Here is a 26,770-nt window from a genome sequence, read left to right on the forward strand (position 1 = left end):
CTACGGGCTGATGCGGTGACGGCCGTGACGGCGGTGCCCGCAGGTCTCAGGGGCCGGGCCAGTTCCGCAGGAGCGCGTCGAGGCGGTCCAGGACCCACGTCCAGGTCTCCTGTGAGTCGGGAGCGCTGTGGCTGAAGCCGCCAGCCGCCTCCAGGCTGATGTAGCCGTGGAAGACGCTGCCCAGCAGCCGGACGGCGTGCGTCTGGTCCGGCTCCGTCAGGTCGTAGCCGCGCAGGATCGCCCGCGTCATCTCTGCGTGTCTGGGCCCCGCGCTCGCCGCCGCCGTCTCCGGATCGAGCCGGAGACGCGCCGCGGTGTAGCGGCCGGGGTGTTCCCGGGCGTAGTCGCGGTAGACGTTGGCGAAGGCGGCCAGGGCGTCCTTGCCGGCCCGGCCGGCCAGGGCGGTGGCGACCCGGTCGGCAAGCTCCTCCAGCGCGAGCAGGGCGATCCCGGTCTTGAGGTCCTGGGAATTCTTGAGGTGCGAGTACAGACTCGCGGCCTTGACGTCGAACTGTCGCGCCAGCGCCGAGACGGTCACCTGATCGAAGCCGACCGCATCCGCCAGCTCCGCACCCGCCTGGACCAGGCGTTCCGTGGTCAGTCCCGCGCGTGCCATGGCCTCCCCTTCAGTTGGCTACAGTGATTATGCATTTACCTATAGGTTGTAGGCAACCCGCCAACTGGACGCCCTCACGTTGCACACGCCTCGCACTCCGCACGCCTCGCGCCTCCACACACCGGACCGCCCCCCGGACTAGCGCTTGAGGAACTCCTCCATGTAGCGGCCGAATTCCTCGCTGCCCACGGATGACGCCTGCGCCCACGACTCGAAGTCGAGCGACGTGGGGAAGTCGGACGTCGCAGCGATCCGCACCGAACGCTTGATGTCGGCGTTGAGACTCTTGCCGCGCTGCGCGTACCGAGCGGCCAACTCCGTGGCCTTCGCCTCGGGATCCTCGGCCAGCAGATTGGCCAGGCCCCGTCGCACGGCGTCCTCGGCCTTGATGATGTCGCCCGACAGCAGCGCCGCGGTGGCATGGGCGGGCCCCATGCGTTCGGTCAGCAGGAAGGAACAACCACCCCCGGGATGCAGGCCGATGTCGGCAAACGTCGGCCCGAAGGCGGCGCGCGGACCGGCGATGACGAGGTCGCAGGAAAGGGCGATATTGAGCCCGGCGCCCACGGCCGCGCCCTGGACGGCAGCGATCGTGGGGATGGTGAGTTCACGCAGGCCGAGGAAGGAGGCGTAGACCGATTTCAGATGCGCCCGGAGTTCGTGCACCGGCCTGGTGATGTCGCCGAACATGCTCTCCAGGTTCGCTCCGGCACAGAAGGCCGGGCCGGCCCCGGCGACGATCAGGGCGCGAGCGTCCGCGTCGGCTGCGACGGCGGCGATGGCGGACGCGAGTTCACCGAGCAGGTCGAGATCGAGGGCGTTGCGGCGTTCGGGCGCGTTGAGGCGGATGGTGCGGAGCGGGCCGTCACTTTCGAGCAGGACAAGGTCTGAGGTCATGGGGCTCAGACTAAAACGGTGCCTTAAGGTCCTCGTCATGGTGCACAGAATCGAGCCCGCGGCAGAACCTCCGGTGACGCTCACCAGCCCGTACGAGCTCCTGACCGGCTACCTCGACTTCTACCGGGACGCCGTGCTGCGCAAGTTGCAGGGCATGTCCGACGAAGAGCTGAGAAGCAGCCGGCTGCCCACCGGCTGGGCCCCGCTGGCCTTGCTCAAGCACCTGGCCTGCGTGGAACTGCGCTGGCTGCAATGGGGGTTCAGCGGCCAGGATGTCGAAAATCCCTGGGGTGAATTTCACGAAAGGCCCGGACCGTGGCACGTGGACTCCGGCGAATCCTTCGCGGACGTCAAGGAGTTCTTCCAGGAACAGTGCGCCCGGTCCCGCGCCATTGTCGCCGCGGCACGGCTGGAGGACCGGGCCGCCACCCTCGGTGGACGCGTTCTGGCCGAGGAAGACCGGCCCACCCTGATCTGGATCCTCTTCCACCTGCTGCAGGAGTACGCACGACACGCAGGGCACCTCGACATCGCACGGGAATTGGCGGACGGAGCCACCGGCGAATAGGCCGGCGGAAGTGCCCCCGCGAACTCCGGACCGGCCGGGAGCGTCCGCTGCCCGATCGGGAGGTCGCGGGGCCGGGTCAGCCCATATCGGCCAGGGTGAGGTCGCCGACCACGCCCCGTACCTCGTCCACCAGCTCCGCCGCGGCCTCCAGCGAGCGCTTCAACTCCCTTCCCCCGTGCCCGATGCCGCCGAGCAGGACGGAGGCCCGGTCTCCGAAGCCGGGCGGTGTCTCCGGCATCGCCGAGGCCGCCGCGAGCGCGCCCTTCTCATTGAGGCACCAGCGGCGGTGATGGGCGTGCAGCGCCTGGACGAGGTAGCCGACGGCCCGGGACAGACACAGGGTCACGTGCAGCACGTCCCGGGCCGCGGACGACTTGCCCGCCATCGCCACCGAGAACCCCGCGTCCCAGACCCCGTCACGCGTCAGGGCCTTGCGCAGGGCCTCGGGATAGCTCCGGGTCTCCTGCCGGAGGCGGTCCAGCTCCCCGCCGGTATCGGCGAGCACCCGGCCCAGCGCCACCTCGCCCGGGTAGGCGGGGGACCAGAAGCCGAGGGGGTGACCGGCCTGGACCCCGATCTCGAAGCGGCCCTCACGGCACTCGTCCCACACCCGCCGCACCCGGTCGACATCCCGCAGGATCCAGTCCACCTGCCTCCCGTCGGGCAGCACCAGCCAGGCCCCGCCGTTGACCCATGCGCCCCAGGACCCCGGTCCGTACACCTCGACGGGGCCGCCGGTCGCCTCCGCGGCCAGCGCCTCCAGCGCCGCCAGATCCGGCGCGCCCCGGTAGTAGACGCCCAGATCCCAGTCGGAGTCCGGTCGGTGGGCGCCCCGTGCCCGGCTTCCCCCGAGCATCACTCCGACAACTCCCGGCACCTGCGCGACCTTCGCGGCAATGTCATCCATCCCGCCACGCTAAACGAGGCACCCCAGCCGCTGCCCGTATTTATCCCGGCGTACCGTCAGCCCCGGCCGGCAGCACGCCGTCCTCCAGTTCCGCCGGGCCGCCGCCGTCCGCGAGGGTTTTCAGGGCGGCGCCGAGGCGCAGGGCCATCCCGCGGTTGACCAGGGTCTGGGCCTCGTCCCAGTGGACCATGCGCCAGGACAGCAGCTCGTCCTCCTGGACACGGATCGCGGACAGCTGCGCGGCGTCCAGCACGCCGCCGTCGTAGAGGTAGAACACCAGCGGCGGCCGGTCCGTGCTGCGTACCCAGTCGACGGCGAGCAGCGGGCCCGGCTTGACGTCCAGGCCGATCTCCTCGGCGGTCTCACGGCGGGCCGCCTGCCGGGGCGACTCGCCGTGGTCCGACTCGACGGTGCCGCCCGGCAGGATCCAGGTGTCGCGGTAGTTGGGCTCCACGAGCAGAATGCGGCCCTCCGCGTCGCGGAAGAGGACGCCCGCGCCCGCGAGCACGCGGGGCAGACCGGCGAGGTAGGTGGCGTAGTCCATGGTGGTCACGGCGCGAGCCTAGACGGAACGGGTCCGGGGCCGGGCCGCTCCCGGAGATCTTCGCGGCGCACCCCGGGGGCGCTCGGCTGCACCGCGAACCGAAGTGCCCTGGTCGCCGGACCCCTCGCCGGATAAGGTCACAGCGGCGCGACTGCCCGTACGAAAAGCAAGGGGAAACACGGTGGCGGACGCAGCAAGGACTTCTTCGGCACAGGTGCTGATCGCCGCGGACAAATTCAAGGGCTCGCTCACGGCCGTCGAGGTCGCCGAGCATGTCACGGCCGGTCTGCGGCGTGTGATTCCCGGGCTGGACGTGGCGGCCGTGCCGGTCGCGGACGGCGGCGACGGAACTGTCGCCGCGGCACTCGCGGCCGGCTTCACCCGCCACGAGGCACGGGTCACCGGCCCGACCGGTGCGCCCGTGACGGCCACCTTCGCGCTGCGCGTGGGGTCATCCCCAGCGGGCGCCGGGGGAGGCACCGCGGTGGTGGAAATGGCGGAGGCCTCCGGGCTCCAGCACCTCCCTGCGGGTGTCTTCGCGCCTTTGACGGCGACCACGTACGGCACCGGCGAACTGCTGCGCGCGGCCCTCGACGCGGGCGCGACCTCGATCGTCTTCGGTGTCGGCGGCAGCGCCACGACCGACGGCGGCGCCGGCATGCTGGCGGCGCTGGGCGCCCGGTTCCTGGATGCGGACGGCGAGCCGGTCGCCCCCGGCGGCGGCCCGCTGCGCGACCTGGCCACGGCCGACCTGTCGGGGCTGGACCCCCGGCTGGCGAAGACCGGCATCGTGCTGGCCAGCGACGTCGACAACCCGCTCACGGGCCCCAAGGGCGCCCCGGCGGTCTACGGTCCGCAGAAGGGCGCGAGCGAGGAGGACGTGGCCACGCTGGACGCCGCGCTGGCGCACTACGCCGAGGTGCTGGGGCGTGCGGTGGGGCCGAAGGCCGCGGAAGCCGCGCTGGCACCCGGCGCGGGCGCCGCGGGCGGGATCGGCTACGGCGCGCTGGTCGGCCTGGGCGCGGAGTTCCGGCCCGGGATCGAGGTGATGCTCGACGTCCTGGGCTTCGCCCCGGCGCTGGCGAAGGCCACCTTCGTCATCACCGGTGAGGGCTCGCTCGACACCCAGACGCTGCACGGCAAGGCGCCGGCCGGGGTCGCCGCCGCGGCCCGCGCGGCCGGCGTGGACGTGGTCGCGGTCTGCGGCCGGCTCCAGCTGCCGCAGGAAGCGCTCGGCGCGGCCGGCATCCGGCGGGCCTACGCCCTGACGGATCTGGAGCCCGACCCGGCCCGCTGTATGGCCGAGGCGGGCCCGTTGCTGGAGCGGGCGGCGGAGCAGCTGGCGCGGGACTTCCTGGTCTGAGGCGCGGCGCGGGCCGCACCCACCACAACGCCGCGGGCCCCGGGCGAAAGAATTCGCTCGGGGCCCGCGGCGTCGTCCGCTTCGTGCGTCCGGGTGGTACTAGGGGAGCTGTGCGGCGCGGGACTCGGCCCGCGACTCGCGGCGGTTGTCGCGGAAGGTGTTCACCCTCCGGGCCGTCGCGAACAGCGGGATCATCGCACCCAGGACCACCTGCAGGGCGCAGCCGGTCTGCAGCAGCAGCTGGCCGCCGGGGGCGTCCAGCGCCCAGGCCGTCAGCATGCCCATGCTGAGCACGATCCAGCTGAGCATCGCCACCGCGAGCCGCCCCCGCGGCTTGGGGTACTCGACCCGGCTCACCATCAGCCAGGCCACCCCGACGATCGCCAGCAGCGTCGGCACGAACGGCAGCTCCAGCAGCACGATGGCGACGACGGTCAGGGCGCCGAACGGGCCGGGCATGCCCTGGAACATTCCGTCGCGCATCGGCACGCAGGAGAACCGCGCAAGCCGGAGCACCACCGCCAGCAGCACCACGACGGCCGCGACCACGGACACCCGCTGGTTCGCATCGTGGGTGACCATGCCCCAGGTCACGACGAAGTACGCGGGCGCCAGGCCGAAGCTGATCAGGTCGGAGAGGTTGTCGAGCTCGGCCCCCATCGCCGAGGCCCGCAGCTTGCGCGCCACCATCCCGTCGAAGAGGTCGAAGACCGACGCCAGCAGCATGAGGATCACGGCCATCGCCGCGCTGTGCCGGGCCATCCCGCCGTCATCCGTGCCCGTCAGATGCGGGATCAGCACGCCGGTGGTGGTGAAGTACACGGCCATGAAGCCGCAGATGGCGTTGCCGAGGGTGAGGGTGTCCGCTATCGACAGCCGCGTGGACAGCGGCATGTCGTCCTCGTCCTCGTCGGCCTCGGGCACCCAGCCCGCCTGCGTCTCCGGATCAATCACGGTCAAGACGAGTCACCCCCGCGGTGGTCGCCTGGCCGACCTCGACCGCCGCCTCCACGCCCTCCGGGAGGTAGACGTCGACGCGCGAGCCGAAGCGGATCAGTCCGATCCGCTCACCCTGCTCGACCTTGGTGCCCTGGGGCACGTAAGGAACGATGCGGCGGGCCACCGCGCCGGCGATCTGCACCATCTCGATGTCGCCGAGCTCGGTGTCGAAGTGCCAGACGACCCGCTCGTTGTTCTCGCTCTCCTTGTTGAACGCCGGGACGAACCCGCCGGGGATGTGCTCCACGGACGTCACCGTGCCGGCCAGGGGCGCACGGTTGACGTGGACGTTCAGCGGGCTCATGAAGATCGCGACGCGGGTGCGCCCGTCCTTCCACGGCATGATGCTCTGCACCACGCCGTCAGCCGGAGAGATGACACGGCCCTGAGCGATCTCCCGCTCGGGGTCGCGGAAAAACCACAGCATGCCCGCCGCCAGTGCGGTGGTGGGCACGGCAACGGCGGCCCAGCGACCCGACCGGCGGGACCGGGCGAGGCTGACCGCTGCCGTGGCAACGGTCGGCAGGAGCCACGGCGACGCTCCGCGCGCGAGGCGGACGCTACCGCGTTGTGCAGAGGATTGGCTGTGGGGCATGGATGACCTTCGTAGCGGAGGATGCCGCGTATGGATACGGGGGACGGCGGCTTTCCGGGGATGCTATCGGTTACGAGCGGCAACTGGCCAAGAGCCAGAGCCAATCCGTGGCCGAAGAACGATGACGGGGTGTGATCTTCGTCTAGGACAAAGTGCCCCAAACGGGATGTTCACCCCTGGATCCGGTACTCCTCCAGTAGCCGTCGCCCAATGATCATTTTCTGGATCTCGGCGGTTCCTTCGCCGATCAGGAGCATCGGGGCCTCGCGGTAGAGCCGCTCGATCTCGTACTCCTTGGAGAAGCCGTAACCGCCGTGGATGCGGAAAGCGTCTTCCACTACCTCCTTGCAGTACTCGGAGGCCAGGTACTTCGCCATGCCCGCTTCGAGGTCGTTTCGCTGGCCCGAGTCCTTTTTGCGAGCGGCATTAACCATCATCGCATGCGCGGCTTCGACCTTTGTCGCCATTTCCGCCAGTTTGAACTGGATGGCCTGGTGCTGCGCGATCGGCTTGCCGAAGGTGTGCCGCTGCTGGGCGTACGAAACACCCAGCTCGAAGGCGCGCTGGGCGACACCGCAGCCGCGGGCGGCTACATTGACCCGGCCGACCTCGACGCCGTCCATCATGTGATAGAAGCCACGTCCGGTCTCGCCGCCGAGCACCCGATCGGCCGGGATCCGCAGCCCGTCCATGATCAGCTCGGTGGTGTCGACGCCCTTGTAGCCCATCTTGTCGATCTTGCCGGGAATGGTCAGGCCGGGACGCACCTCGCCGAAGCCGGCCTCCTTCTCGACGAGGAAGGTCGTCATCGACTTGTGCGGGGCGGTGCCCTCCGGATGGCCCTCGTCCGTCCGGCACAGCACCGCGACGAGCGTCGACGAACCACCGTTGGTGAGCCACATCTTCTGCCCGTTGAGGACGTATTCGTCGCCCTCCCGCACGCCCTTGGACGAGATCGCCGAGACGTCCGAGCCCAGCGCCGGTTCCGACATCGAGAAGGCGCCGCGGATTTCACCGGCCGCCATCTTCGGCAGGAAGTAGTCCTTCTGCTCCTGCGTGCCGTGCTGCTTGAGCATGTACGCCACGATGAAGTGGGTGTTGATGATGCCCGAGACGCTCATCCAGCCGCGGGCGATCTCCTCGACGGTCAGCGCGTAGGTGAGCAGGGACTCGCCCAGGCCGCCGTACTCCTCGGGAATCATCAGGCCGAACACGCCGAGTTCCTTCAGGCCCTCGACGATCTGCGACGGGTACTCGTCGCGGTGCTCCAGTTCCGTGGCGACCGGCAGGATCTCCTTGTCCACGAAGTCGCGGACGGTGGAGAGGATTTCCCGCTGGATGTCGGTCAAGCCCTCGGTCTGCGCGAGACGGGTCATGGCTACTTCTCCTTCTTGGCCAAAGGGGCCTGCAGCTCCGGGCGGCCGGGCTGCTCGCCGCCGCGCTCCTTGATGTAGGTGGCCGTGGGGACCATGACCTTGCGCCGGAAGACGCAGACCAGGGTGCCGTCCTGCTTGTAGCCCTTGGTCTCGACGTACACGATGCCGCGGTCCGTCTTGGAACGCGAGGGCGTCTTGTCCAGCACGGTGGTCTCGCCGTAGATCGTGTCGCCGTGGAAGGTCGGCGCCACATGCTTCAGCGACTCGATCTCCAGGTTGGCGATGGCCTTTCCGGAGACGTCGGGCACCGACATGCCCAGCAGCAGCGAGTAGATGTAGTTGCCGACGACGACGTTCTTGCCGAAATCGGTGGTCTGCTCCGCGTAGTTGCTGTCCATGTGCAGCGGGTGGTGGTTCATCGTGAGCAGACAGAAGAGATGGTCGTCGTACTCGGTGACCGTCTTTCCCGGCCAGTGCTTGTACACATCGCCGACGGTGAACTCTTCATAGGTACGGCCGAACTGCATGGTGCTTATGCCTCCGGGGCCTCGAACTTGGATGTGCGGGTCATGCCGGCGGCCCGGCCCTTGCCGGCGACGACCAGCGCCATCTTCCGGCTCGCCTCGTCGATCATCTCGTCGCCGAGCATCGCGGAACCCTTGGCGCCGCCTGCCTCCGAGGTGTGCCACTCGTAGGCGTCCAGGATCAGCTCGGCGTGGTCGTAGTCCTCCTGGGAGGGGGAGAACACCTCGTTGGCGGCCTCGACCTGACCGGGGTGCAGCACCCACTTGCCGTCGAAGCCGAGGGCGGCGGCGCGGCCGGCGACCTCACGGTAACCGTCAACGTTCTTGATCTGAAGGTACGGACCATCGATCGCCTGCAGATCGTAGGTGCGGGCCGCCATCAGAATGCGCATCAGAATGTAGTGATAGGCATCCGCTCCATAGCCGGGCGGCTGCTCGCCGACCACCAGGGACTTCATGTTGATGGACGCCATGAAGTCGGCCGGGCCGAAGATGATGGTCTCCAGGCGCGGTGAGGCGCCGGCGATCGCGTCGACGTTCACCAGGCCCTTGGCGTTCTCGATCTGCGCCTCGATGCCGATCCGGCCGACGTCGAAGCCCATGGTCTTCTCGATCTGCGTCAGCAGCAGGTCCAGCGCCACGACCTGCTGGGCGTCCTGGACCTTCGGCAGCATGATGCAGTCGAGGTTCTGCCCCGCGCCCTCGACGACCGTGATGACGTCCCGGTACGTCCAGTGCGTCGTCCAGTCGTTGACCCGTACGACCCGGGTCTTGCCCGTCCAGTCGCCCTGGTTCAGCGCCTCGACGATGTGGTGGCGGGCGCCCTCCTTGGCGAGCGGTGCGCAGGCGTCCTCCAGGTCCAGGAAGACCTGGTCGGCAGGGAGACCCTGGGCCTTCTCCAGAAAGCGCGGGTTGCTGCCGGGGACCGCCAGACAGGAGCGGCGCGGGCGCAGCCGGGACACCGGCGGTGCGGCCTGGGTCATGCGGGGACCTCCAGGGGGTCGAGCTGGTTCGCTTTCCGGATCTCGTCGACGATACGGCCGATGATCTCCGTAATACCGAAGTCCTTGGGGGTGAACACGGCCGCCACTCCGGCTTCCCGGAGCGCTGCCGCATCGGCGGAGGGAATGATGCCGCCGACGATGACCGGTATGGGAGGGCCGCCAGGCCCGGGAGTGGTGTCCACGCCGGTGCGCCGCAGCCGGGCCAGGACGTCCGGGACCAGCTCGGCGTGCGAGCCGGACAGGATCGACAGCCCGACGCAGTGCACGTCCTCGGCGACCGCGGCCGAGACGATCTGTTCCGGGGTCAGCCGGATGCCCTGATAGATCACCTCGAAGCCGGCGTCCCGCGCCCGTACGGCGATCTGCTCGGCGCCGTTGCTGTGGCCGTCCAGGCCGGGCTTGCCGACCAGCAGCCGCAGCTTTCCGCTGCCGAGTTCGGCGGCGGTCTTGGCGACCTTCTCGCGGACCGCGGCGAGCGGGCTGCCCTCCTCGGCGGCGACCGCCAGGGGAGCGCTGGAGACGCCCGTGGGGGCCCGGAACTCGCCGAAGACGTCCCGCAGCGCCCAGGCCCACTCGCCGGTCGTCACACCGGCGCGGGCGCACTCCAGGGTGGCCGCGAAGAGGTTGCCGTCACCGGCCGCGGTCTTCTTCAGGACAGACAGCGACTCCTGGGCGCGCGTCTCGTCGCGGTTGTCCCGCCAGTCGTGCAGCGCCTGGACGACGCGTGCCTCGTTGGCCGGGTCGACGGTCATGATGGCGGTGTCGAGGTCCGCGGTGAGCGGGTTGGGCTCGGTGCCCTCGAAGCAGTTGACGCCGACGATCTTCTCCTCGCCGGCCTCGATCCGGGCCCGCCGCTCGGCGTGCGCGGTGACCAGCTGCGACTTGAGGTAGCCGGACTCCACCGCGGCCATCGCGCCGCCCATCTCCTGGATCCGCTCGATCTCCGCCAAGCACTCCTCGACCAGGGCGTCCACCTTGGCCTCGATGACGTGCGAGCCGGCGAAGATGTCCTCGTATTCGAGGAGGTCGCTCTCGTGGGCGAGGACCTGCTGGATGCGCAGCGACCACTGCTGGTCCCAGGGCCGCGGCAGCCCCAGGGCCTCGTTCCAGGCCGGGAGCTGGACGGCGCGGGCGCGAGCGTCCTTGGAGAGCGTGACGGCCAGCATCTCCAGGACGATCCGCTGGACGTTGTTCTCCGGCTGCGCCTCGGTCAGGCCGAGCGAGTTGACCTGGACGCCGTAGCGGAACCGGCGCTGCTTCTCGTTCTCGATGCCGTAGCGCTCGCGGGTGATCTTGTCCCAGATGCGGCCGAAGGCGCGCATCTTGCACATCTCCTCGACGAAGCGGACGCCGGCGTTCACGAAGAACGAGATACGGGCCACGACATCGCCGAACTTCTCCGGCGGTACCTGCCCGGAGTCCCGCACCGCGTCCAGCACCGCGATCGCGGTGGACATCGCGTACGCGATCTCCTGGACCGGCGTGGCTCCCGCCTCCTGCAGGTGGTAGCTGCAGATGTTGATCGGGTTCCACTTGGGGATGTGCGCCACCGTGTACGTGATCATGTCGGTGGTCAGCCGGAGCGAGGGTCCCGGCGGGAAGACGTGCGTCCCGCGCGAGAGGTACTCCTTGACGATGTCGTTCTGCGTCGTCCCCGACAGCTTGGAGATGTCGGCGCCCTGCTCCTCGGCGACCACCTCGTACAGCGCCAGCAGCCACATGGCCGTCGCGTTGATGGTCATCGAGGTGTTCATCTGGTCCAGGGGTATGTCCTGGAACAGCCGTCGCATGTCGCCGAGGTGGGACACCGGGACCCCGACCCGGCCGACCTCGCCGCGGGCGAGGATGTGGTCGGGGTCGTAACCGGTCTGCGTCGGGAGGTCGAACGCGACCGACAGACCCGTCTGGCCCTTGGCGAGATTACGCCGGTACAGCTCGTTGGACGCCTCGGCGGTGGAGTGGCCGGCGTAGGTCCGCATCAGCCACGGACGATCCTTCTGACGCTCAGTCATATCAGGCCCGTATCTTCGTGGTCCGGAGTCCGAGTTGCCTCAGACGTTCCGGAACCGGTTGATGGCGTCGAGGTGCTTGGCGCGCATTTCTTCGTCACGCACGCCCATCCCCTCCTCGGGGGCCAGTGCCAGCACGCCGACCTTGCCCTGGTGGAGGTTGCGGTGCACGTCGTACGCCGCCTGTCCGGTCTCCTCGAGGCTGTACGTCTTCGACAGCGTCGGGTGGATCTTGCCCTTGGCGATCAGGCGGTTGGCCTCCCACGCCTCGCGGTAGTTGGCGAAGTGCGAGCCGATGATCCGCTTCAGCGACATCCACAGGTAGCGGTTGTCGTACTCGTGCATGTAGCCCGAGGTCGAGGCGCAGGTGGTGATGGTGCCGCCCTTGCGGGTGACGTAGATGCTCGCGCCGAAGGTCTCGCGGCCGGGGTGCTCGAAGACGATGTCGATGTCCTCGCCGCCGGTGAGTTCGCGGATGCGCTTGCCGAAGCGCTTCCACTCCTTGGGGTCCTGGGTCTGCTCGTCCTTCCAGAACTTGTAGCCCTCGGCGTTGCGGTCGATGATCGCCTCGGCGCCCATCTTCCGGCAGATCTCCGCCTTCTGGTCGGAGGAGACCACGCAGATCGGGTTGGCGCCGCCGGCCAGCGCGAACTGGGTGGCGTAGCTGCCGAGTCCGCCGCTGGCGCCCCAGATCAGGACGTTGTCGCCCTGCTTCATCGCCGCGCCGTTCTTCGAGACGAGCTGGCGGTAGGCGGTCGAGTTGACCAGGCCGGGCGACGCCGCCTCCTCCCAGCTCAGGTGCTTCGGCTTGGGCATCAGCTGGTTGGACTTGACCAGCGCGATCTCGGCCAGGCCGCCGAAGTTGGTCTCGAAGCCCCAGATCCGCTGCTCGGGGTCGAGCATGGTGTCGTTGTGGCCGTCGGAGGACTCCAGCTCGACGGACAGGCAGTGCGCGACGACCTCGTCGCCGGGGCCCCAGGAGTTGACGCCCGGCCCGGTGCGCAGGACCACGCCCGCGAGGTCGGAGCCGATGACGTGGTACGGCAGGTCGTGCCGCTTGGTGAGCGGGGAGAGCTTGCCGTAGCGCTCCAGGAACCCGAACGTCGACATCGGCTCGAAGATCGAGGTCCAGACGGAGTTGTAGTTCACGGAGGAGGCCATCACGGCCACCAGCGCCTCGCCCGGGCCCAGCTCGGGCACCGGCACGTCGTCGACGTGCAGCGACTTGCGGGGGTCCTTCTCCTTGGTCTCCAGGCCGGTGAACATATCGGCCTCGTCCTTGTGCACGGTCACCGCGCGGTAGGACTCGGGGATGGTCAGGCCGGCGAAGTCGGCGCTGGTGGTGTCAGGCGCGAGGATTGCGTCCAGGATTTCGTTCACGGGGTGCCTCCGGCGAAGCGCGTTGCGGAAACGGCTTGAGGGAACGTCGGGGTGGTGCGGGAGGTGGTGCCGTCGGTTCGGCCGGGGTTGGCGCCGTTGCCGTCGTCTCTGCGGGGGTCGCAGAACCGTCGGCCGCGGTGCCTGGCAGCGCTGGCTCCGCTTCGCTTCGCCTTTGCTTGTGACAAGGGCTTTGGAAGCAAAGCAGCGCGGTGCCCAGCGGGCGGCTGGGAAGTGCCTGTGACGCAGGCATCCGGGCGGACAGCCACATAGGGCTGGTGGGACAGCCGGCGTGCGTGGGTTCGCAGCACGCCGGCCGCCCGGACACCTTCAACGTATGACACCGCGTGCCAGTCGACAAGACACTGAGTGCCAAGAATTTCTCTCAGATGTCATCTGGTCGGCACGCATGAGCAAAAGAGGCCCGCTGGGGGGCCTCTCGGTGACGCAAAGAAATTGGTTGTGCGTGCAGAGTGTGCAGGGGTGGCGTTACGCCATCCGTGTCGCGGCCCGGTCGGTCCAAGGGCACCGGGCCGCGTTCCTGTCCGGCTCCGGCCGGAGGGCGTTACTTGTGTTCTTTGATCGCCTTGCGGATGGTGCGCATGACCTCGTCCAGCGGGGCGTCCGTACGGGCCACCGCGACCAGCACCTCGCCCTCCCGCGAGACGGCCGCCGGGGGGTTCTCCCCGCTGCCGGTGCGGCCCGCGCCGATGCCGGCGCCGAAGGTCTCCCGGACGATCTCGAAGGCGTGGTCGAGCTGGGCCTCGACATCGCCCTGGGCATCGGCCCGCAGCCAGCGCCGCAGCACGTGGTTGTGCGCGGTGACCACGGCGGACGCCGCGACCTCGGCGAGCAGCGGATCGTCGTCGCCCTCGCGGTGGGCGCCCTCGTCGAAGTGGCCCAGGAGATAGCGGGTGAACAGCCGCTCATAGCGGGCCACCGAAGCGATCTCGGCCTCCCGCAGGGTGGGGACCTCGCGGGTCAGGCGGTAGCGGGCCACCGACACGGCCGGGGAGGCCGCGTACATCCGCATGACCTCCTTGATGCCCCGGCAGACCGTGTCCAGGGGGTTCTCGTGCGGCGGAGCGGCGTCCAGGACGGCCTCCGCGCGGACGAGGGTGTCGTCGTGGTCGGGGAAGATCGCCTCTTCCTTGGAGCGGAAGTGGCGGAAGAAGGTACGCCGGGCGACGCCCGCGGCGGCCGCGATCTCGTCGACCGTCGTCGCCTCGTAGCCCTTGGTCGCAAACAGCTCCATCGCCGCCGACGACAATTCACGGCGCATTTTGAGCCGTTGCGCGGCCGCCCGGCGGGTACCGGGAGTGGCGTTGTCGGGGGTGTCGGAGGGGTGCGTACGAGCGGGCTGGGACATGTGGGGACGGTACTGCATATTTACGCGACCTGCGGCATGAGGTACAGCCTGTGCCCCCGTGAGCGGGGGTGGACCGCCGTCGGGTTCCAGCAGTCCACCCCATCCTCCCCCGGCCGGGCCGGGGTGCCGCCACGCGTCAGCGCCGGGCGTACTCACGGAAGCCGCGGCCGGTCTTGCGGCCGAGGCAGCCCGCGGCGACGAGGTGCTCCAGCAGCGGCGACGGGGCCAGCCCGGGGTCGCGGAACTCCGCGTGCAGCACCTTCTCGATGGCCAGGGACACGTCCAGGCCGACCACATCGAGGAGTTCGAACGGGCCCATCGGGTACCCGCCGCCGAGCTTCATGGCGGCGTCGATGTCGTCCAGCGTCGCGTAGTGCTCCTCGACCATCTTGATCGCGTTGTTCAGGTACGGGAACAGCAGCGCGTTCACGATGAACCCGGCCCGGTCGCCGCAGTCCACGGGGTGCTTGCGGACCTTGGCGCAGACCGCCCGCACGGTGGCGTGCACGTCGTCGGCCGTCAGGACCGTACGGACCACCTCGACCAGCTTCATGGCGGGCGCCGGGTTGAAGAAGTGCATCCCGATGACGTCCTGCGGGCGCGAGGTGGCGCGGGCGCAGGCCACGACAGGCAGCGAGGAGGTGGTGGTGGCCAGGACGGCGCCCGGCTTGCAGACCTTGTCCAGGGTCTTGAACAGCTCCTGCTTGACCGCCAGGTCCTCGGCCACCGCCTCGACCGCGAGGTCCACATCCGCGAACGCGTCCAGCGACCCGGCCGGGGTGATCGCCGCCAGCGCGGTGTCCCGGGCCTCGGCGCTCATCCGGCCCTTGTCCACGGAGCGGCCCAGCGACTTGGCTATCCGGGCCTTGGCCTTCTCGGCCTTCTCCAGGCTGCGGGCGGCCAGCACGACCTTGTAGCCCGCCTTGGCGAAGACCTCGGCGATCCCGCTGGCCATCGTCCCGGAGCCGGCCACGCCGACGCCGGTGACCGTGCGCCCGCCGGCCGGCTGGTCGCCGTCCGCCGGGCTCTCCGCGTCCGGCACGACCGTGGCTCCCCCAGCTACCGCTGGGAGGTGCCCCCATCCCGGCGCTTCGTACGTGTAGAAGCCGCGGCCCGCCTTGCGGCCGGTCAGCCCCGCCTCGGCCAGCTGGCCGAGGATCGGCGCGGGGGCGTGCAGCCGGTCCTGGGACTCGGCGTACATCGCCTCCAGGACGGTCCGCGCGGTGTCCACGCCGATCAGGTCGAGCAGCGCCAGCGGGCCCATGGGCAGGCCGCAGCCCAGCCGCATCGCGGCGTCGATGTCCTCGCGGGTGGCGTACTTGGACTCGTACATCGCCGCGGCCTGGTTCAGGTAGCCGAACAGCAGGCCGTCGGCGACGAAACCGGGGCGGTCACCCACCGCGATCGGGTCCTTGCCCAGGGCGTGCGCCAGCTCCGTGACGGCCGCGACCGCGGCCGGCGCGGTGAGCACGGAGGAGACCACCTCGACCAGCTTCATGGCCGGTGCGGGGTTGAAGAAATGCACACCGAGCACCCGCTCGGGGCGCTGCGAATCGGCGGCCAGCCGGGTCACGGACAGCGCGTTGGTGCCGGTGGCCAGGATGGTGTCCGGGCGGACCACGGCGTCGAGCCCGGCGAAGACCTGCCGCTTGAGCTCGTAGTCCTCGGGCACGACCTCGATGACGAGATCGGCGTCCGCTGCGGCCTGCAGATCGGTGAAGGTACGGAACCGGGCCAGGATGTCCTGCCGCTCCCGCTCCGTGATCCGCTCGCGCCGCACCGCGCGGGCGGTAGCGGCTTCCAGGGCCGTGACGGCGTGCCGGGCCGCGGCCTCGTCGGTGTCGATACCGATGACCTCGCGGCCGGCCCGGGTCAGCACCTCGGCGATACCGGTACCCATGGTGCCCAGGCCGACGACGGCGACGGTGGAAAGGGACAGGGGGGAGGCTTCAGTTGAGAGATCAGGGGTGGACTGAGGGCCCATCGCGAGACTCCTGAGGGTGTTCCCCTGGCAACAGGGGAGAAGTGACGACTGAGGGGTATCCGCGCGGTGCGATACCTGCACTGCGCAGCGGCGGAAGGGCGGCGGTGAGCCGCGGGAGCCGCAGCGCTGCTGGAGCACCGGCGGTGCGGGAGGTACGGCGGGCCCTGTCCCGGGGCCGTGCCGCGTTCTCCGTACTGATGTCGTGCTGTGCCGAACCGACTTCACTCTGTGGCGGCTGCGTCACCAGGCCGCCCGAGCAGTGGTGCTGCTCGTTCCAGCAGGTTAACCGGTGAGTAACCAGAGCGCCAGGGGTAGCGGGGGTCATTAGGCTGTGGTGCGGACCACGTCGCGGGAACCGGGGCGGCCCGGCGGGAGGGGATCTTCAAATGGAAGAGGAATTCCACGAGTTGACGGACCGGGTGCGGGCCGAACTCCGCTCCCCGCAGGATCTGGTCGCCTACGAACGGCTGCTGGGGCTGGCCCGCAAGAACACCCCGGCCGGGCGGGAGGAACTGGCCCGGATGCTGGTCGCCGTCGAACGCCCGCTGTGGGCCAGGGAGATCGCCGCCTTCATCCTGGGCTGCGCCGGCGACAAGCGGGCCTTCGAGACGCTGGTGCTGCTGCTGAACTACCGCGACCCGGTGCGCTGCGCCACCGCCGCACACGCCCTGGCCCGCCTCGGCGACCCCCGTACCGCCCGCGCCGCCGCCGCGCTCGCCACCAACCCGCTGCGCACCGCCTACGCCCTGCACCCGGTCCGGCTGCTCGCCGAACTCCGCGCACCACAGTCCGTCCCCGCGCTGATCGCGACCCTGGAGCGGCTGCTGACCCCGCACAACCCCTACTGGCGGGTGGCGCTCGCCTGTGTCGAGGGCCTGGGCGCACTGGGCGACCGCCGCGCGGTCCCCGCCCTCACCACGGCCGTCACCCATCCCCGGCTGGCGGCCGCGGCGGCGGCGTCACTGGCGCGGCTGGGGGTGCACGAGAACACGCCGGCGCAGGCCGGACCCGGGGCGGGGGAGGGGGGCGCGGGGGCCGGTGCGCCGGGCCGGGGGCCGGGGGAGCGGAGCCGGGGGTCCGCCGGCGGTTCCGCTCCGGACGTCAGCGGGCGCCGGTAGCGCGGCCCGGGGGTGCTGCGGCCGCCCACCTCATACGCCTCCTGCGCCCCGTCCGGCACAAAACCGGCGCATTCAGTGTCCTGGCGGTGGGCCGCCGTCCCGGCCCCCGGCGGCCGCCACTGGGCACGGTCGGATCCTCCCCCACGCCGCAGACGTCACCGCCAGCAGCCCCCGTCGGGATTCCGGCGGGGCTGCTGCGTTCGGGAACTACGCCTCGACCGGGCGGCCGCCCTCCCACAGCGCCGTCACGTGGCTGGCGAACCGGTCGTACAGCCCGTCGTCCTCCAGCCGGCGGATATGGAACATGGGTGACTCATCGCCGAGGAGTGACGCAATGTGCGGGGTGACGAGCATGTGGTCGTCGAACATGAAGACGGACAGTGCGATGTGTTGATCACTGAAGCGCACTTCTACGCCCTCGTGGCGGCCCATCTTGGCCAACGCGTCGAGCGTGATCCTGATGCGCGTGCTGACAGTCAACGGGACACCCTCCACCTCTTCCCGCTTCGTCGTCACCTCCGACTCAGGGTCGCCGACGAGGAAGCGCACACGGGTCCCGTGCTTCGCCTTCGCGGCAAGACGGGCACCGAGCCGTGGGTGTTGCTGCCACAAAAAGTAGTTGGTATAGCCGGCGAACGTCAGAGTCTGGGATGCTCCGTCAATGAGGGATGCCCAGAGCGACGTGGGGGCGGCACTACGAAAGGGGTAGGCCGCAACGATCTCGCGGTCGTGCCCTGTCTTGACGTGGGAACGCACCGATTTGGGCCACAGAGTCACGGGGTCCACTCCTAGCGCGCGGCCGGCGTCCTCCTGCGTGGACTCCCGCGGAGCACGGTCAGGGTTGCTCAGCCATCGTTCGACGGTCTTGGGCTCAACCCCGACCATACGTGCTAGTTGGTTGGGCCTGACCTTTGCGCTCGCCATAGCGTCTCGCAGCGCGCTGTTCAAGGTTCCTCCCAGGGACGTTTGGGCCTCTTGGGAAGATAGCGCTGAAGAGGCCGCTCCGTCCTGGCCATGGGCGTACCAACGTCCTTCGTAGCAGCGTTTATTGGAGACATGACCGAGCCGAAGCGGACGATGTCACCCCCGGTACACCTGACGGATCCGTACAACCTCGACGCAAAGCCAGTCCCGGGCTGTGACGTCTGCACCGCGCTGGACAAGCAGCGCAAGGAAGCCCGGGAACAGGGAAGAGCCGCTGCCGCTGCGACTGCCGGCATCGAGATCGCGAACCACCTGCACAAGAAGCGGAGGGTGAAGCGATGACGTCGTACGACGACCTGGAGCCACAGCATGACCAGGCGGGCGACGTGCTGCTCAACACCCAGCTCGTTCGTCCGTACGCGATTGCCGGCGTGACGTACGTGCCGGCGTCCGAAGCCGTCAAGCCGTGCCCGTTCCCGTGCGACTGCTGTAAGTGGGCCGGGCGGCAGTGACGAAGCACGTCATAGGCACCGCCTTGCTGCGATGACCATCCTGTTCGTCCTGAGCATTGGCGTCTACCGCAGCTTCTGGATCCCCGGCGCAGCGGCGCCGGGCGTGCTCCTCACGGTGAAGCCCCCGCGGCCCCAGTCCCCCTGATGTGCTCCGAGGCGAAGAGCAGAGCGCGATACGCGGTCGCCCGTTTTGAATCAATCATCTGCGACCGCCCACAAGTTCCCGCCCCCGCCGTCCTGACATCTCGGTTCATCGGGGCGGGCCAGCAAGAGGAGAAGAGCCGTCCCCAGCCGAATGCCTGGACAGCGATCACGGCTGGGGACGGCAGTCGTACGACACAACTCGAAGAGAGGCCGCACGTGTTAACAGTAAGTGATCTGATCAGCCCGGCAGCGTATCTCAGCGTCGTCGGAACCGTGCAGGACGCCAACCCCGGCATGGATGGGGGCTTGGCGGAGCGCATCACGGACGAGGGGCTGAAGTTCGTCGTCGCCTGCGCCAAAATGCCTGACGTCGCGCTGGCGCCCTCCCGTGTCGTTGACGAGGGATGGCACGCGCTCATCCTCCACACCAAGGTGTATGAGGAGCTGTGTGCGTCGCTGGGCGACTTCGTCCACCACCACCCCGGCCACGACCCGGACAACTACGACCCGCTGATCCTGGTGCGCACGCAGGACGCTATCCGTATCGCCGGGTACGACGTCGACGAGGAACTGTGGGGAGCCCCGACCGGGGATCAGCTCATTGCGGTATCTGCGAAGTGCCAGCATTCCCCGTCAGACACCGGCCCCATCAAGCCCATGCCGACGCCCCGTCCGCCGTGCCGGGACAAGCCGTAACCGGCTTCTGTCACACTCGGTGCGTCGATTGGAGGCCCCATGGCTGAGTTGATCAATAGTCGGTACGCCGCCCTGGTGGCTGCCCACCGTGAGGCTCAGGAAGAGGAGCCGGAGGAGACAGCGCCCGTACGGGGCTTCATCTTCCCCGACGCCGCCGAGAAGGCGGACGGATAGGGGCCGGTTCATATCAGGGTCAACTGGGTCGGTCCCGCCGGTGAGCGGGGCTCGTCCTCCCCGGGGGCACCGGCCGGGCCGGGGGCGGCAGGCGCCGAGGGGATCTTGCGGGCCGCGCCGGGCAGGGAGGGCCCGATGCCGAACTCCGCGGCGAATTCGTGGACCTGGCGGGTGATCCGGCGCTGGTACCAGGTGGGGGCGTAGGCGCCGTCGCCGTACATCGTCCGGTAGCGGTGCACGAGATGCGGGTGGTGGTGCTCCAGCCACGACAGGAACCATTCACGGGCGCCGGGCCGCAGGTGGAGTACGAGCGGCGTGACCGAGGCGGCGCCGGCCTCGGCGATGGCGCGCACCGTGGCCCGCAGCTGTTCCGGTGCGTCCCCGAGGAACGGGATCACCGGCGCCATCAGGACACCGCACGGGATGCCGTGCGCGGTGAGGGTGCGCACCACGTCCAGCCGCCGCTCCGGGGCGGGGGTGCCGGGCTCGACCGTGCGCCACAGCTCGCGGTCCAGGAAGCCGACGGAGACGGAGATGCCGACGTCGGTGACCTCGGCGGCCTGCCGCAGCAGCGCCAGATCCCGCAGGATGAGCGTGCCCTTGGTGAGGATCGAGAAGGGGTTGGCGTAGTCGCGCAGCGCCGTGATGATGCCGGGCATCAGCTGGTAGCGGCCCTCGGCGCGCTGATAGCAGTCGACGTTCGTACCCATGGCGATGTGGTCACCGCGCCAGCGCCGCCCGGCCAGCTCGCGGCGCAGCAGCTCGGGGGCGTTGACCTTCACCACGATCTGCGAGTCGAAGTCCTGCCCGGTGTCCAGGTCGAGATAGCTGTGCGTCTTGCGCGCGAAGCAGTACACACAGGCGTGGCTGCAACCGCGGTACGGATTCACGGTCCATTCGAACGGCATCCGGGAGGCGCCCGGGACCCGGTTCACGATCGAGCGGGCGCGCACTTCGTGGAAGGTGATCCCGCGGAATTCGGGGGTGTCGACGGTCCGGCTGACGATGTCCGTACCGAACAGCGCGGACGGGCTGTCGCCGAGGTTGTCCCAGCGCATCGGGCCTCCTTCTGGATCCAGCAGAGCCCCCCCCGGCGCCATAATAGAACACCTGTTCCCTTTCGGGTGGGCGGCCCTGAATTTGGGCGCGCCGCCGTGGGGTGGTTGGCTTGGCGGCGCACCGCAGGACCGGCAGCCGAGTACTGGAGGACACACACATGGGGCAGGTCGAGGCCATCACGCAGCGCGAGATCGCGGCGGACCCGGAGGACGTGTTCGACGCGCTCGCCGACTACTCCGGCACGCGCCGGCAGCTGCTGCCCGAGCACTTCAGCGAGTACGAGGTCCGCGAGGGCGGCGACGGCAAGGGCACCCTCGTCCACTGGAAGCTCCAGGCCACGAGCAAGCGGGTGCGCGACTGCCTGCTGGAGGTCGACGAGCCGACCGACGGGCAGCTCGTGGAGAAGGACCGCAACTCCTCGATGGTGACCACCTGGGTCGTCACCCCGGCCGGTGAGAAGCGCGCCAAGGTCGTCGTCACCACCACCTGGCAGGGCGCCGGCGGTATCGGCGGCTTCTTCGAGCGCACCTTTGCCCCCAAGGGGCTCGGCCGGATCTACGACACCATCCTCGACAACCTCACGGCCCACGTCACGAAGTGATCGGCCTTCCCCGCCCGTCACCCTGAGCGCATACCGTCACTCTCACCGGTTCGGGTGGTTTCCGGTGAACGGAAGCGGTCCGGCCCGCCGGCCCGCTTCCGTACGGAAAGCCCTGATGGGAGCCCAATGGGCGCCCCGGGCAACGCACTTGACGTCCCTTCCCGCCCCGCCCGCACCCTTTCGCCGTGGTTGATCGGTGTTGTCGCCCAATGCGAGAAATTGGGCGGCAACAGGCGTGACGAGGGGAGCAGCACGTGGGCGGGACCACCCTGAGCGAGCGGGTCGGGCGGAGCGGTCCGCCCGTCTCCGGCACGACCACGGCCCCGGTCGCGCACGACAGGACCACCGACGAAACCGACCGGCTCGGCAGGTCCGAGGAGCCCCCTCCCGGGGCGACGGCCCCGGCCGGCTCCCGCCGCGTCCGCCTGGTCGTCCTCGCCCTGATGCCGGCGCTGCTGCTCGCGGCCCTCGGCCAGACCATCGTCGCCTCCGCGCTCCCCGAGATCGCCGGCGATCTCGGGGAACTGCACGGCCGGGACACGATGTCCTGGGCGGTGACCTCCTACCTCCTCGCCGCGGCCATCGGCCTGCCGCTCCACGGCAAGCTCGGTGACCTCTTCGGCCGCAAGCGCGTCCTCCTCTTCGCCCTCCTCGTCTTCACCGCCGGCTCGGCGCTGGCCGGCTGGTCGCGGACAATGGATGAACTGATCGCCTTCCGCGCCGTCCAGGGCGCCGCCGGCGGCGGGCTGCTCATCGGCGTACAGACGGTCATCGCCGCTGTCGTACCGCCGCGGGCCCGCGGTCGCGCCATGGGACTGACCGGTGCCGCCTACGGACTCGCCACCGTGGCCGGCCCGCCGCTCGGCGGCCTCTGCACCGACCACGCCTCCTGGCGCTGGTGCTTCTCCCTCAACGTCCCCTTCGGTGTGCTCTCGCTCCTCGTCCTCGCCGTCGGCCTGAAGCTGCCGCGGCCGGTGCGCCGCGCCCGGCCGGACATCGCCGGAGCGCTGCTGCTCGCCGCGTTCGCCACCTGCCTTGTCCTGCTGAGCAGTTGGGGCGGTACGGAGTACGCCTGGAACTCGCGGGTCGTCCTCGGGCTCGGTGCCGGTGCGCTCGGCTGCGCCGTGCTGTTCCTCGCCGTCGAGCACGTCGTCGCCGAACCGCTGATCCCGTTGCGGCTGTTCCGCGACGCGGTCTTCCACGTCACCGGCCTGACCGGCGCCGTCATCGGCCTCGCGCTCTTCGGCGCCGTCGGCTGCCTGCCGGCCTTCCTGCAGGGGGCCGGCGGGGCCACGGCCACCGAGTCCGGGCTGCTGATGCTGCCCGTGACGGGCGGCCTCGTCCTCGGCTGTCTCGTCTCCGGCCGGCTCATCAGCCGCACCGGCCACTTCAGGACGTTCCCCGTCCTGGGCTGTGCGCTGGCCGGGGCGGGGATGTGGCTGCCGGCGCGGATGCCGCAGCACACTCCGCGCGAGGTCTGCAGCCTCTGGACGGGCCTCCTCGGACTCGGCATCGGCCTCGTGCTGCCGGTGCTGGCGCTCGCCGTGCGGAACTCCGTACGCGCCGCCGGCCCCGGCACCACGACCGGCGCCCCCCACTACTTCCGGCAGCTCGGCGGCAGCATCGGAGCGGCCCTTTTCGGCGCCCTCTTGGCCGACCGGCTGGCCCGCCGGCTCGGCGACCGGCCGCCGGCGCCGGCACGGCTGCCCGCCCCGGAGTCGATCACCCCGCACCTGGTGCGCGCCCTGCCCGCCTCGCTGCGCGACAGCGCCGTCGCCGCGTATGCGCATGCCCTGCCGGGGATCTTCTTCTCTCTCGTGCCGGTGCTCGTCCTGGGCCTTGTGCTCGCCTTCTTCCTGAAAGAGAAACCCCTGGTGTCCCACGCCTCTCCTGCCCCGCAGACCTCCCCGACCCCGCACGCCGCCCCGCACGCCCCGCACGCCCCGCATGCCTCGTACGGCGCTCCGGCCGACCCCGCCGCCGTGCCCCCGGCCCGTTCCACGACCGACGCGGCAGCCCCCCATACCCCCGACAGCAGGACGACTTACCCCCGGACGCACGGCTACGGCAGCACCGGAGCGCCCGCCGTCACGGCCGGTGTCCCGGTGTGCGGCACGGTCCAGCACCACGACGGCAGCATCGTGCCGCGTGCCGCGCTCACCCTCATCGATGTCGCCGGCCGCCAGGTCGGCCGCGGTGCCACCGGTGACGACGGGCGGTATGCCCTGAGCACCCCGGGGGCCGGCTCGTATGTGCTGATCGCGGCGGCGGGCGGGCACCAGCCGCAGGCCGTCACCGTCACCGTCGGCGAGCGGCCGGTCGAACTGGACGTCGTGCTCGGCGGCGCGGGGCGCCTCGCGGGCACCGTCACCACCGCCGACGGCACACCCGTACGCGAGGCCATGGTCACCCTCACCGATGTCCGCGGCGAGGTCGTCGCCACCACCCGCAGCGGGCGTGAAGGCGGCTACGTCATCGGCGAGTTGGTGGCGGGCGAGTACACTCTCGCCTCCAGCGCCCCGGCGTTCCGCCCCGCCGCGCTGCCGGTGACCGTGCAGGCGTCGCGGGAGACCCGCCAGGACATCGAGCTGGCCGGCGGCGCGGTGCTGCGCGGGACCGTACGGGCCGGCGGCGGCCGCCCGGTCGAGGACGCCAGGGTCACCCTCCTGGACGCCGCCGGCAATGTCGTCGACACCGCGACCACCGGCTCCGACGGGCTGTTCCGCTTCGTGGATCTGTCGGCCGGCGAGTACACCGTCATCGCCGCCGGATACCCGCCGGTGGCCACCGTCCTGCGGATGGCGGGCGGCGGCCGCACCGAGCGCGACCTCCAACTGGGGCACGAGGACTGAGCGCTGCTCGACGGCCGCGAGGGCCGGGACGCCGGCGACGGATGGTGCGCATGGTGGGCGGGCGGCACTCCCTCTTCGAGGGATGCCGCCCGTATGCCGTGTGCGCAAGGTCCGTACGCCGTGGTGGCACGGCCCGTACGCCGTGGTGGGAACGGCCCGGCTTCCAGGAGTGATTCCCGGTGAACCCGTCCTGAGGGAACGGTCGTTGCCGACCGCCCTGCGGCGGGCGGGGCCCGTGAGGGGATGGTGCGCATGGCGGATATCCGTTTCCCGGAGCCACGCATCGGACCGGAGTGGGCCCGGCGGCGCATCGGTGCCTTCCGCGACGCGGCGGCGTTCGCACGGTTCGCCGCGGTGTACCGGGAGCGATGGACTCGCTGCCCGAGACCGAGGAACAGCGCACCCCACGGGCGTCGGCCGGGGCGGGGCGGACGACAAGGGGCGCACGGTCAACCCGGCGGAGGCGTACGGGGATGCGGCAGCACCGTACGGGAATGCGGCAGCACCGTACGGGAATGCGGCAGCGCCGCAGCGGAACTCGGCAGCGCCGCACCGGAATTCGGCGATGCCGCACCGGAACCCGGCGACGCCGCACCGAAACGCAGCCGGGTGATCAGCGGGCGGTCCCCGCGCAGCAGGGGCACGGCCGCGGCGCGCGGCGCGAGATGGCCGAGGAACCCACGGCCGGTGGGCAGCGGAACGTCGGCCACTTCGCCGACGGCCGGATGGGCGGCGCGCAGTTGGTCCCGCCCGGCCGCGTCCATGCCCCAGGGCATCGGGGGCAGACGATGGCCGCCGGGCCCCTTGGCACCGGCGCGGGTGTGGGCGCTGAAGCGCCGTGAGACGGTGTCGAACACCATCGCGCCACCGGGAAACGCCTCGGCGCAGTCGGCGATCAGCCGGGTCACTTCAGTGGGCCGCAGATACATCAGCACGCCCTGCGCGGTCACCAGCACCCCGCGTGCGGCGTCGGTCCCCGCCATCCACCGGCGCTCGCGGATGTCGCAGGCGACGAGCCGCTGCCGTGCTCCGTGCGGCAGTACGCTCCTGCGCAGCGCCAGCGGTTCGGGGAGGTCGACGGTCACCCAGCGGGCCCGGCCGTTGTCGACCCGCCAGAACTGGGTCTCCAGCCCCTCGCCGAGTGCGATCACGGTGCCCTCGGGGTGGGCGGCGAGGAAGGCACGCACGACGCCGTCGAATGCGAGGGCCCGGAGGGCGATGGCCTGCGCCAGCCACGGCCGGACGGTGCCCAGCCGCTCCGCGAAGGGGAAGCCGATTTCGGCGAGGAGTCGTACGGCGCGTGGATCGGGCAGCACCGTGTCCGGGCGGGCGGCTTCGGCGGCGCGGTGGTAGAGCGTCCACAACGCCGTTTCGGGAACTCCCTTGAGGTCTGCCGTGACACGGACTGGCACCGAGTTCCTCCCAGCGTGCGCGGTGGCGGCCCATCCGGCGGTGCGACACCTCTCGGCCCACCGGATGCACTGCCTCGATGCGGTGTTGATATCGCCGCTGCCGCCCCACAGGGGGCCGTTCGGGGGATCGGTCACTCCCGGGAGTGCTTAGTCGTACCGCGGAATGCGGCGGTGCCCTGGTGCGGAGAGAGTTGGGCGCCGGCCCGTGAGGACTCAGTGCGCCAGATCGCGGTGGATGACCCGTGCGGCGCTCTCGACGGTGTCCACCCCGTAGTCCATGGTGCGGCTTCCGGTGGAGAGGACGGCCATGCCGTAGTCGTGGCCGCCGCCGGTGAAGGAGCCGACGCTGTGGACCCGCCAGCCGCCGGTGTCGCGCGGCAGCCAGCCGTTCTTGACGTGGACGGAGGCCGTGGCGGGGGCGCCGGCGGGCACTCCCCAGCGCTGGTCGCGCTCGACCCGGTGCATCAGGTCGAGCGCATAGCCGCGGGAGGGCGGGGTGAGCACCGTGTTGTCCGTGGTGAGCAGCTGCATCAGGGTGAGCTGGTCGGCGGCGGTGACCTGAGTGAGGCCCCAGGCCTTGCCCGCGCCGGGGACGGTGTGCCCCATGCCGGCCAGGGACAGGAAGTGCTTGATACCGGCCGGGCTGATCTGGTGCCAGAGCGCCGAGGTCGCGTCGTTGTCCGACTTGGTGATCATGGCGGTGGTCTGCTTGACCTCGTGCGGGGTCAGCTTGCGGTGCGCCTCCTGGCTCTGCCGCAGCAGGGCACCGAGCACGGTGACCTTCACCACACTCGCCGAGTCGAAGTGGCTGCCGGCCTTGAACTCGCAGCGGGTGCGGGTGGGCCGGTCGTAGACCGCCAGCGCCGAGGCGCCCTTGCGCCCGTCGAGGGCGTCGGCGATGTCCTGGGACAGGGCGGGCGCCAGGCCCGGCTTCTTGGAGGTGCACACGACCCGGGAGTCGCCCACCGGCGTGCTGGAGGTGCTGGCCGAGGCCGAGGTCGCCGTGGTGAGCGCCGTGAGCAGCGCTCCGGCGGCCACGGCCGCGGCCAGTCCACGGCGCGTGCGGGTGGCTATGCGTGATCCGTGCGTCAAGGTGGTGTCCTGTCCCGCTGTGTATCGGAGGCCCGCTACGGGGTGGCCGGCCTC

26 protein-coding genes are annotated in these 26,770 nt (G+C 70.5%); 9 read left to right on the forward strand and 17 right to left on the reverse strand.

Features of this window, described 5'->3' with window-relative positions:
* Positions 1 to 46: 46 nt before the first annotated feature.
* Both CFW40_RS30005 and CFW40_RS30010 read right to left on the reverse strand, forming a co-directional pair.
* Positions 47 to 616, reverse strand: a complete 570-nt coding sequence (locus CFW40_RS30005; RefSeq protein WP_088800926.1) for a TetR/AcrR family transcriptional regulator — start codon at positions 614 to 616, stop codon at positions 47 to 49.
* A gap of 138 nt (positions 617 to 754) precedes the next feature.
* Entirely contained in the window at positions 755 to 1,513 is a 759-nt protein-coding gene (locus CFW40_RS30010; RefSeq protein WP_088800927.1) for an enoyl-CoA hydratase, read from the reverse strand.
* A gap of 37 nt (positions 1,514 to 1,550) precedes the next feature.
* Here CFW40_RS30010 and CFW40_RS30015 point away from each other — a divergent pair, with 37 nt between their 5' ends.
* Complete coding sequence (locus CFW40_RS30015; protein WP_088800928.1) at positions 1,551 to 2,081, forward strand: DinB family protein; 531 nt, start codon at positions 1,551 to 1,553, stop codon at positions 2,079 to 2,081.
* Positions 2,082 to 2,157: 76 nt separating this feature from the next.
* Here the strand turns inward: CFW40_RS30015 and CFW40_RS30020 are convergent, their stop codons facing one another.
* Both CFW40_RS30020 and CFW40_RS30025 read right to left on the reverse strand, forming a co-directional pair.
* Entirely contained in the window at positions 2,158 to 2,988 is an 831-nt protein-coding gene (locus CFW40_RS30020) for a nucleotidyltransferase domain-containing protein (RefSeq protein WP_088800929.1), read from the reverse strand.
* Between the two features lie 40 nt (positions 2,989 to 3,028).
* On the reverse strand, positions 3,029 to 3,532 hold the full coding sequence (locus CFW40_RS30025) for an NUDIX hydrolase (protein ID WP_176956648.1): 504 nt from the start codon (positions 3,530 to 3,532) through the stop codon (positions 3,029 to 3,031).
* A gap of 214 nt (positions 3,533 to 3,746) precedes the next feature.
* On the opposite strand from CFW40_RS30025, the gene CFW40_RS30030 reads away from it, so the two are divergent.
* Positions 3,747 to 4,895, forward strand: coding sequence for a glycerate kinase (locus CFW40_RS30030; protein ID WP_088800931.1), 1,149 nt, complete (start codon positions 3,747 to 3,749; stop codon positions 4,893 to 4,895).
* 99 nt (positions 4,896 to 4,994) lie between these two features.
* Here CFW40_RS30030 and pssA read toward each other — a convergent pair whose 3' ends face one another.
* The 9 genes from pssA to CFW40_RS30075 form a co-directional block, all read right to left on the reverse strand.
* Positions 4,995 to 5,855: a CDP-diacylglycerol--serine O-phosphatidyltransferase gene (gene pssA, locus CFW40_RS30035; protein WP_256331206.1), complete on the reverse strand. Its 861-nt coding sequence runs from the start codon at positions 5,853 to 5,855 to the stop codon at positions 4,995 to 4,997.
* Complete coding sequence (locus CFW40_RS30040; protein WP_088800933.1) at positions 5,842 to 6,489, reverse strand: phosphatidylserine decarboxylase; 648 nt, start codon at positions 6,487 to 6,489, stop codon at positions 5,842 to 5,844. Before CFW40_RS30040 ends, pssA begins: the two co-directional genes overlap by 14 nt.
* A gap of 170 nt (positions 6,490 to 6,659) precedes the next feature.
* Positions 6,660 to 7,865 carry an acyl-CoA dehydrogenase family protein gene (locus CFW40_RS30045; protein WP_088800934.1) on the reverse strand — a complete coding sequence of 402 codons (1,206 nt, stop codon included), beginning with the start codon at positions 7,863 to 7,865 and terminating at the stop codon, positions 6,660 to 6,662.
* A 2-nt stretch (positions 7,866 to 7,867) separates the two neighbouring features.
* The gene (locus tag CFW40_RS30050; RefSeq protein WP_088800935.1) at positions 7,868 to 8,392 is read right to left on the reverse strand and encodes a MaoC family dehydratase; all 525 of its coding nucleotides are present in this window, start codon (positions 8,390 to 8,392) and stop codon (positions 7,868 to 7,870) included.
* Positions 8,393 to 8,397: 5 nt separating this feature from the next.
* Complete coding sequence (locus tag CFW40_RS30055) at positions 8,398 to 9,372, reverse strand: CoA ester lyase (RefSeq protein ID WP_088800936.1); 975 nt, start codon at positions 9,370 to 9,372, stop codon at positions 8,398 to 8,400.
* Positions 9,369 to 11,405, reverse strand: a complete 2,037-nt coding sequence (locus tag CFW40_RS30060) for a methylmalonyl-CoA mutase family protein (protein ID WP_088800937.1) — start codon at positions 11,403 to 11,405, stop codon at positions 9,369 to 9,371. Before CFW40_RS30060 ends, CFW40_RS30055 begins: the two co-directional genes overlap by 4 nt.
* Positions 11,406 to 11,444: 39 nt before the next feature.
* Positions 11,445 to 12,782, reverse strand: coding sequence for a crotonyl-CoA carboxylase/reductase (gene ccrA / locus CFW40_RS30065; protein ID WP_088800938.1), 1,338 nt, complete (start codon positions 12,780 to 12,782; stop codon positions 11,445 to 11,447).
* A 562-nt stretch (positions 12,783 to 13,344) separates the two neighbouring features.
* A complete protein-coding gene (locus CFW40_RS30070; RefSeq protein WP_088802448.1) occupies positions 13,345 to 14,148 on the reverse strand; it encodes a TetR family transcriptional regulator in 804 nt (267 codons plus the stop codon).
* 136 nt (positions 14,149 to 14,284) lie between these two features.
* The gene (locus tag CFW40_RS30075; RefSeq protein WP_088800939.1) at positions 14,285 to 16,132 is read right to left on the reverse strand and encodes a 3-hydroxyacyl-CoA dehydrogenase family protein; all 1,848 of its coding nucleotides are present in this window, start codon (positions 16,130 to 16,132) and stop codon (positions 14,285 to 14,287) included.
* Between the two features lie 386 nt (positions 16,133 to 16,518).
* On the opposite strand from CFW40_RS30075, the gene CFW40_RS30080 reads away from it, so the two are divergent.
* The gene (locus tag CFW40_RS30080) at positions 16,519 to 17,250 is read left to right on the forward strand and encodes a HEAT repeat domain-containing protein (RefSeq protein WP_088800940.1); all 732 of its coding nucleotides are present in this window, start codon (positions 16,519 to 16,521) and stop codon (positions 17,248 to 17,250) included.
* Positions 17,251 to 17,457: 207 nt separating this feature from the next.
* Here CFW40_RS30080 and CFW40_RS30085 read toward each other — a convergent pair whose 3' ends face one another.
* The gene (locus tag CFW40_RS30085; protein ID WP_088802449.1) at positions 17,458 to 18,027 is read right to left on the reverse strand and encodes a hypothetical protein; all 570 of its coding nucleotides are present in this window, start codon (positions 18,025 to 18,027) and stop codon (positions 17,458 to 17,460) included.
* Between the two features lie 279 nt (positions 18,028 to 18,306).
* On the opposite strand from CFW40_RS30085, the gene CFW40_RS30090 reads away from it, so the two are divergent.
* The 4 genes from CFW40_RS30090 to CFW40_RS38420 all read left to right on the forward strand — a co-directional run bounded on the left by CFW40_RS30090 (position 18,307) and on the right by CFW40_RS38420 (position 19,700).
* Positions 18,307 to 18,516 (forward strand): hypothetical protein, encoded by a 210-nt coding sequence (locus CFW40_RS30090; RefSeq protein WP_088800941.1) that lies wholly within the window; start codon positions 18,307 to 18,309, stop codon positions 18,514 to 18,516.
* Complete coding sequence (locus tag CFW40_RS37315) at positions 18,513 to 18,686, forward strand: hypothetical protein (RefSeq protein ID WP_176956340.1); 174 nt, start codon at positions 18,513 to 18,515, stop codon at positions 18,684 to 18,686. The genes CFW40_RS30090 and CFW40_RS37315 overlap by 4 nt, the downstream gene beginning before the upstream one ends.
* Positions 18,687 to 19,136: 450 nt before the next feature.
* Complete coding sequence (locus tag CFW40_RS30095) at positions 19,137 to 19,526, forward strand: hypothetical protein (protein ID WP_256331205.1); 390 nt, start codon at positions 19,137 to 19,139, stop codon at positions 19,524 to 19,526.
* Between the two features lie 39 nt (positions 19,527 to 19,565).
* Entirely contained in the window at positions 19,566 to 19,700 is a 135-nt protein-coding gene (locus CFW40_RS38420; RefSeq protein WP_256331204.1) for a hypothetical protein, read from the forward strand.
* Positions 19,701 to 19,708: 8 nt separating this feature from the next.
* On the opposite strand, the gene CFW40_RS30100 is transcribed toward CFW40_RS38420, so the two are convergent.
* The gene (locus tag CFW40_RS30100) at positions 19,709 to 20,758 is read right to left on the reverse strand and encodes an Rv2578c family radical SAM protein (protein ID WP_088800943.1); all 1,050 of its coding nucleotides are present in this window, start codon (positions 20,756 to 20,758) and stop codon (positions 19,709 to 19,711) included.
* A 158-nt stretch (positions 20,759 to 20,916) separates the two neighbouring features.
* Here CFW40_RS30100 and CFW40_RS30105 point away from each other — a divergent pair, with 158 nt between their 5' ends.
* Positions 20,917 to 21,360, forward strand: a complete 444-nt coding sequence (locus CFW40_RS30105; RefSeq protein ID WP_088800944.1) for an SRPBCC family protein — start codon at positions 20,917 to 20,919, stop codon at positions 21,358 to 21,360.
* 254 nt (positions 21,361 to 21,614) lie between these two features.
* Entirely contained in the window at positions 21,615 to 24,212 is a 2,598-nt protein-coding gene (locus CFW40_RS30110; RefSeq protein ID WP_107446820.1) for an MFS transporter, read from the forward strand.
* Positions 24,213 to 24,661: 449 nt separating this feature from the next.
* Here the strand turns inward: CFW40_RS30110 and CFW40_RS30115 are convergent, their stop codons facing one another.
* Positions 24,662 to 25,624, reverse strand: a complete 963-nt coding sequence (locus tag CFW40_RS30115) for a class I SAM-dependent methyltransferase (protein ID WP_256331203.1) — start codon at positions 25,622 to 25,624, stop codon at positions 24,662 to 24,664.
* A 213-nt stretch (positions 25,625 to 25,837) separates the two neighbouring features.
* Positions 25,838 to 26,716, reverse strand: coding sequence for a class A beta-lactamase-related serine hydrolase (locus tag CFW40_RS30120; protein ID WP_256331202.1), 879 nt, complete (start codon positions 26,714 to 26,716; stop codon positions 25,838 to 25,840).
* Between the last annotated feature and the right edge of the window lie 54 nt (positions 26,717 to 26,770).

Origin of the sequence: Streptomyces sp. 2114.4 (assembly GCF_900187385.1) — a bacterium.
In the GTDB taxonomy this organism is placed as follows: Bacteria; Actinomycetota; Actinomycetes; order Streptomycetales; family Streptomycetaceae; genus Streptomyces; species Streptomyces mooreae.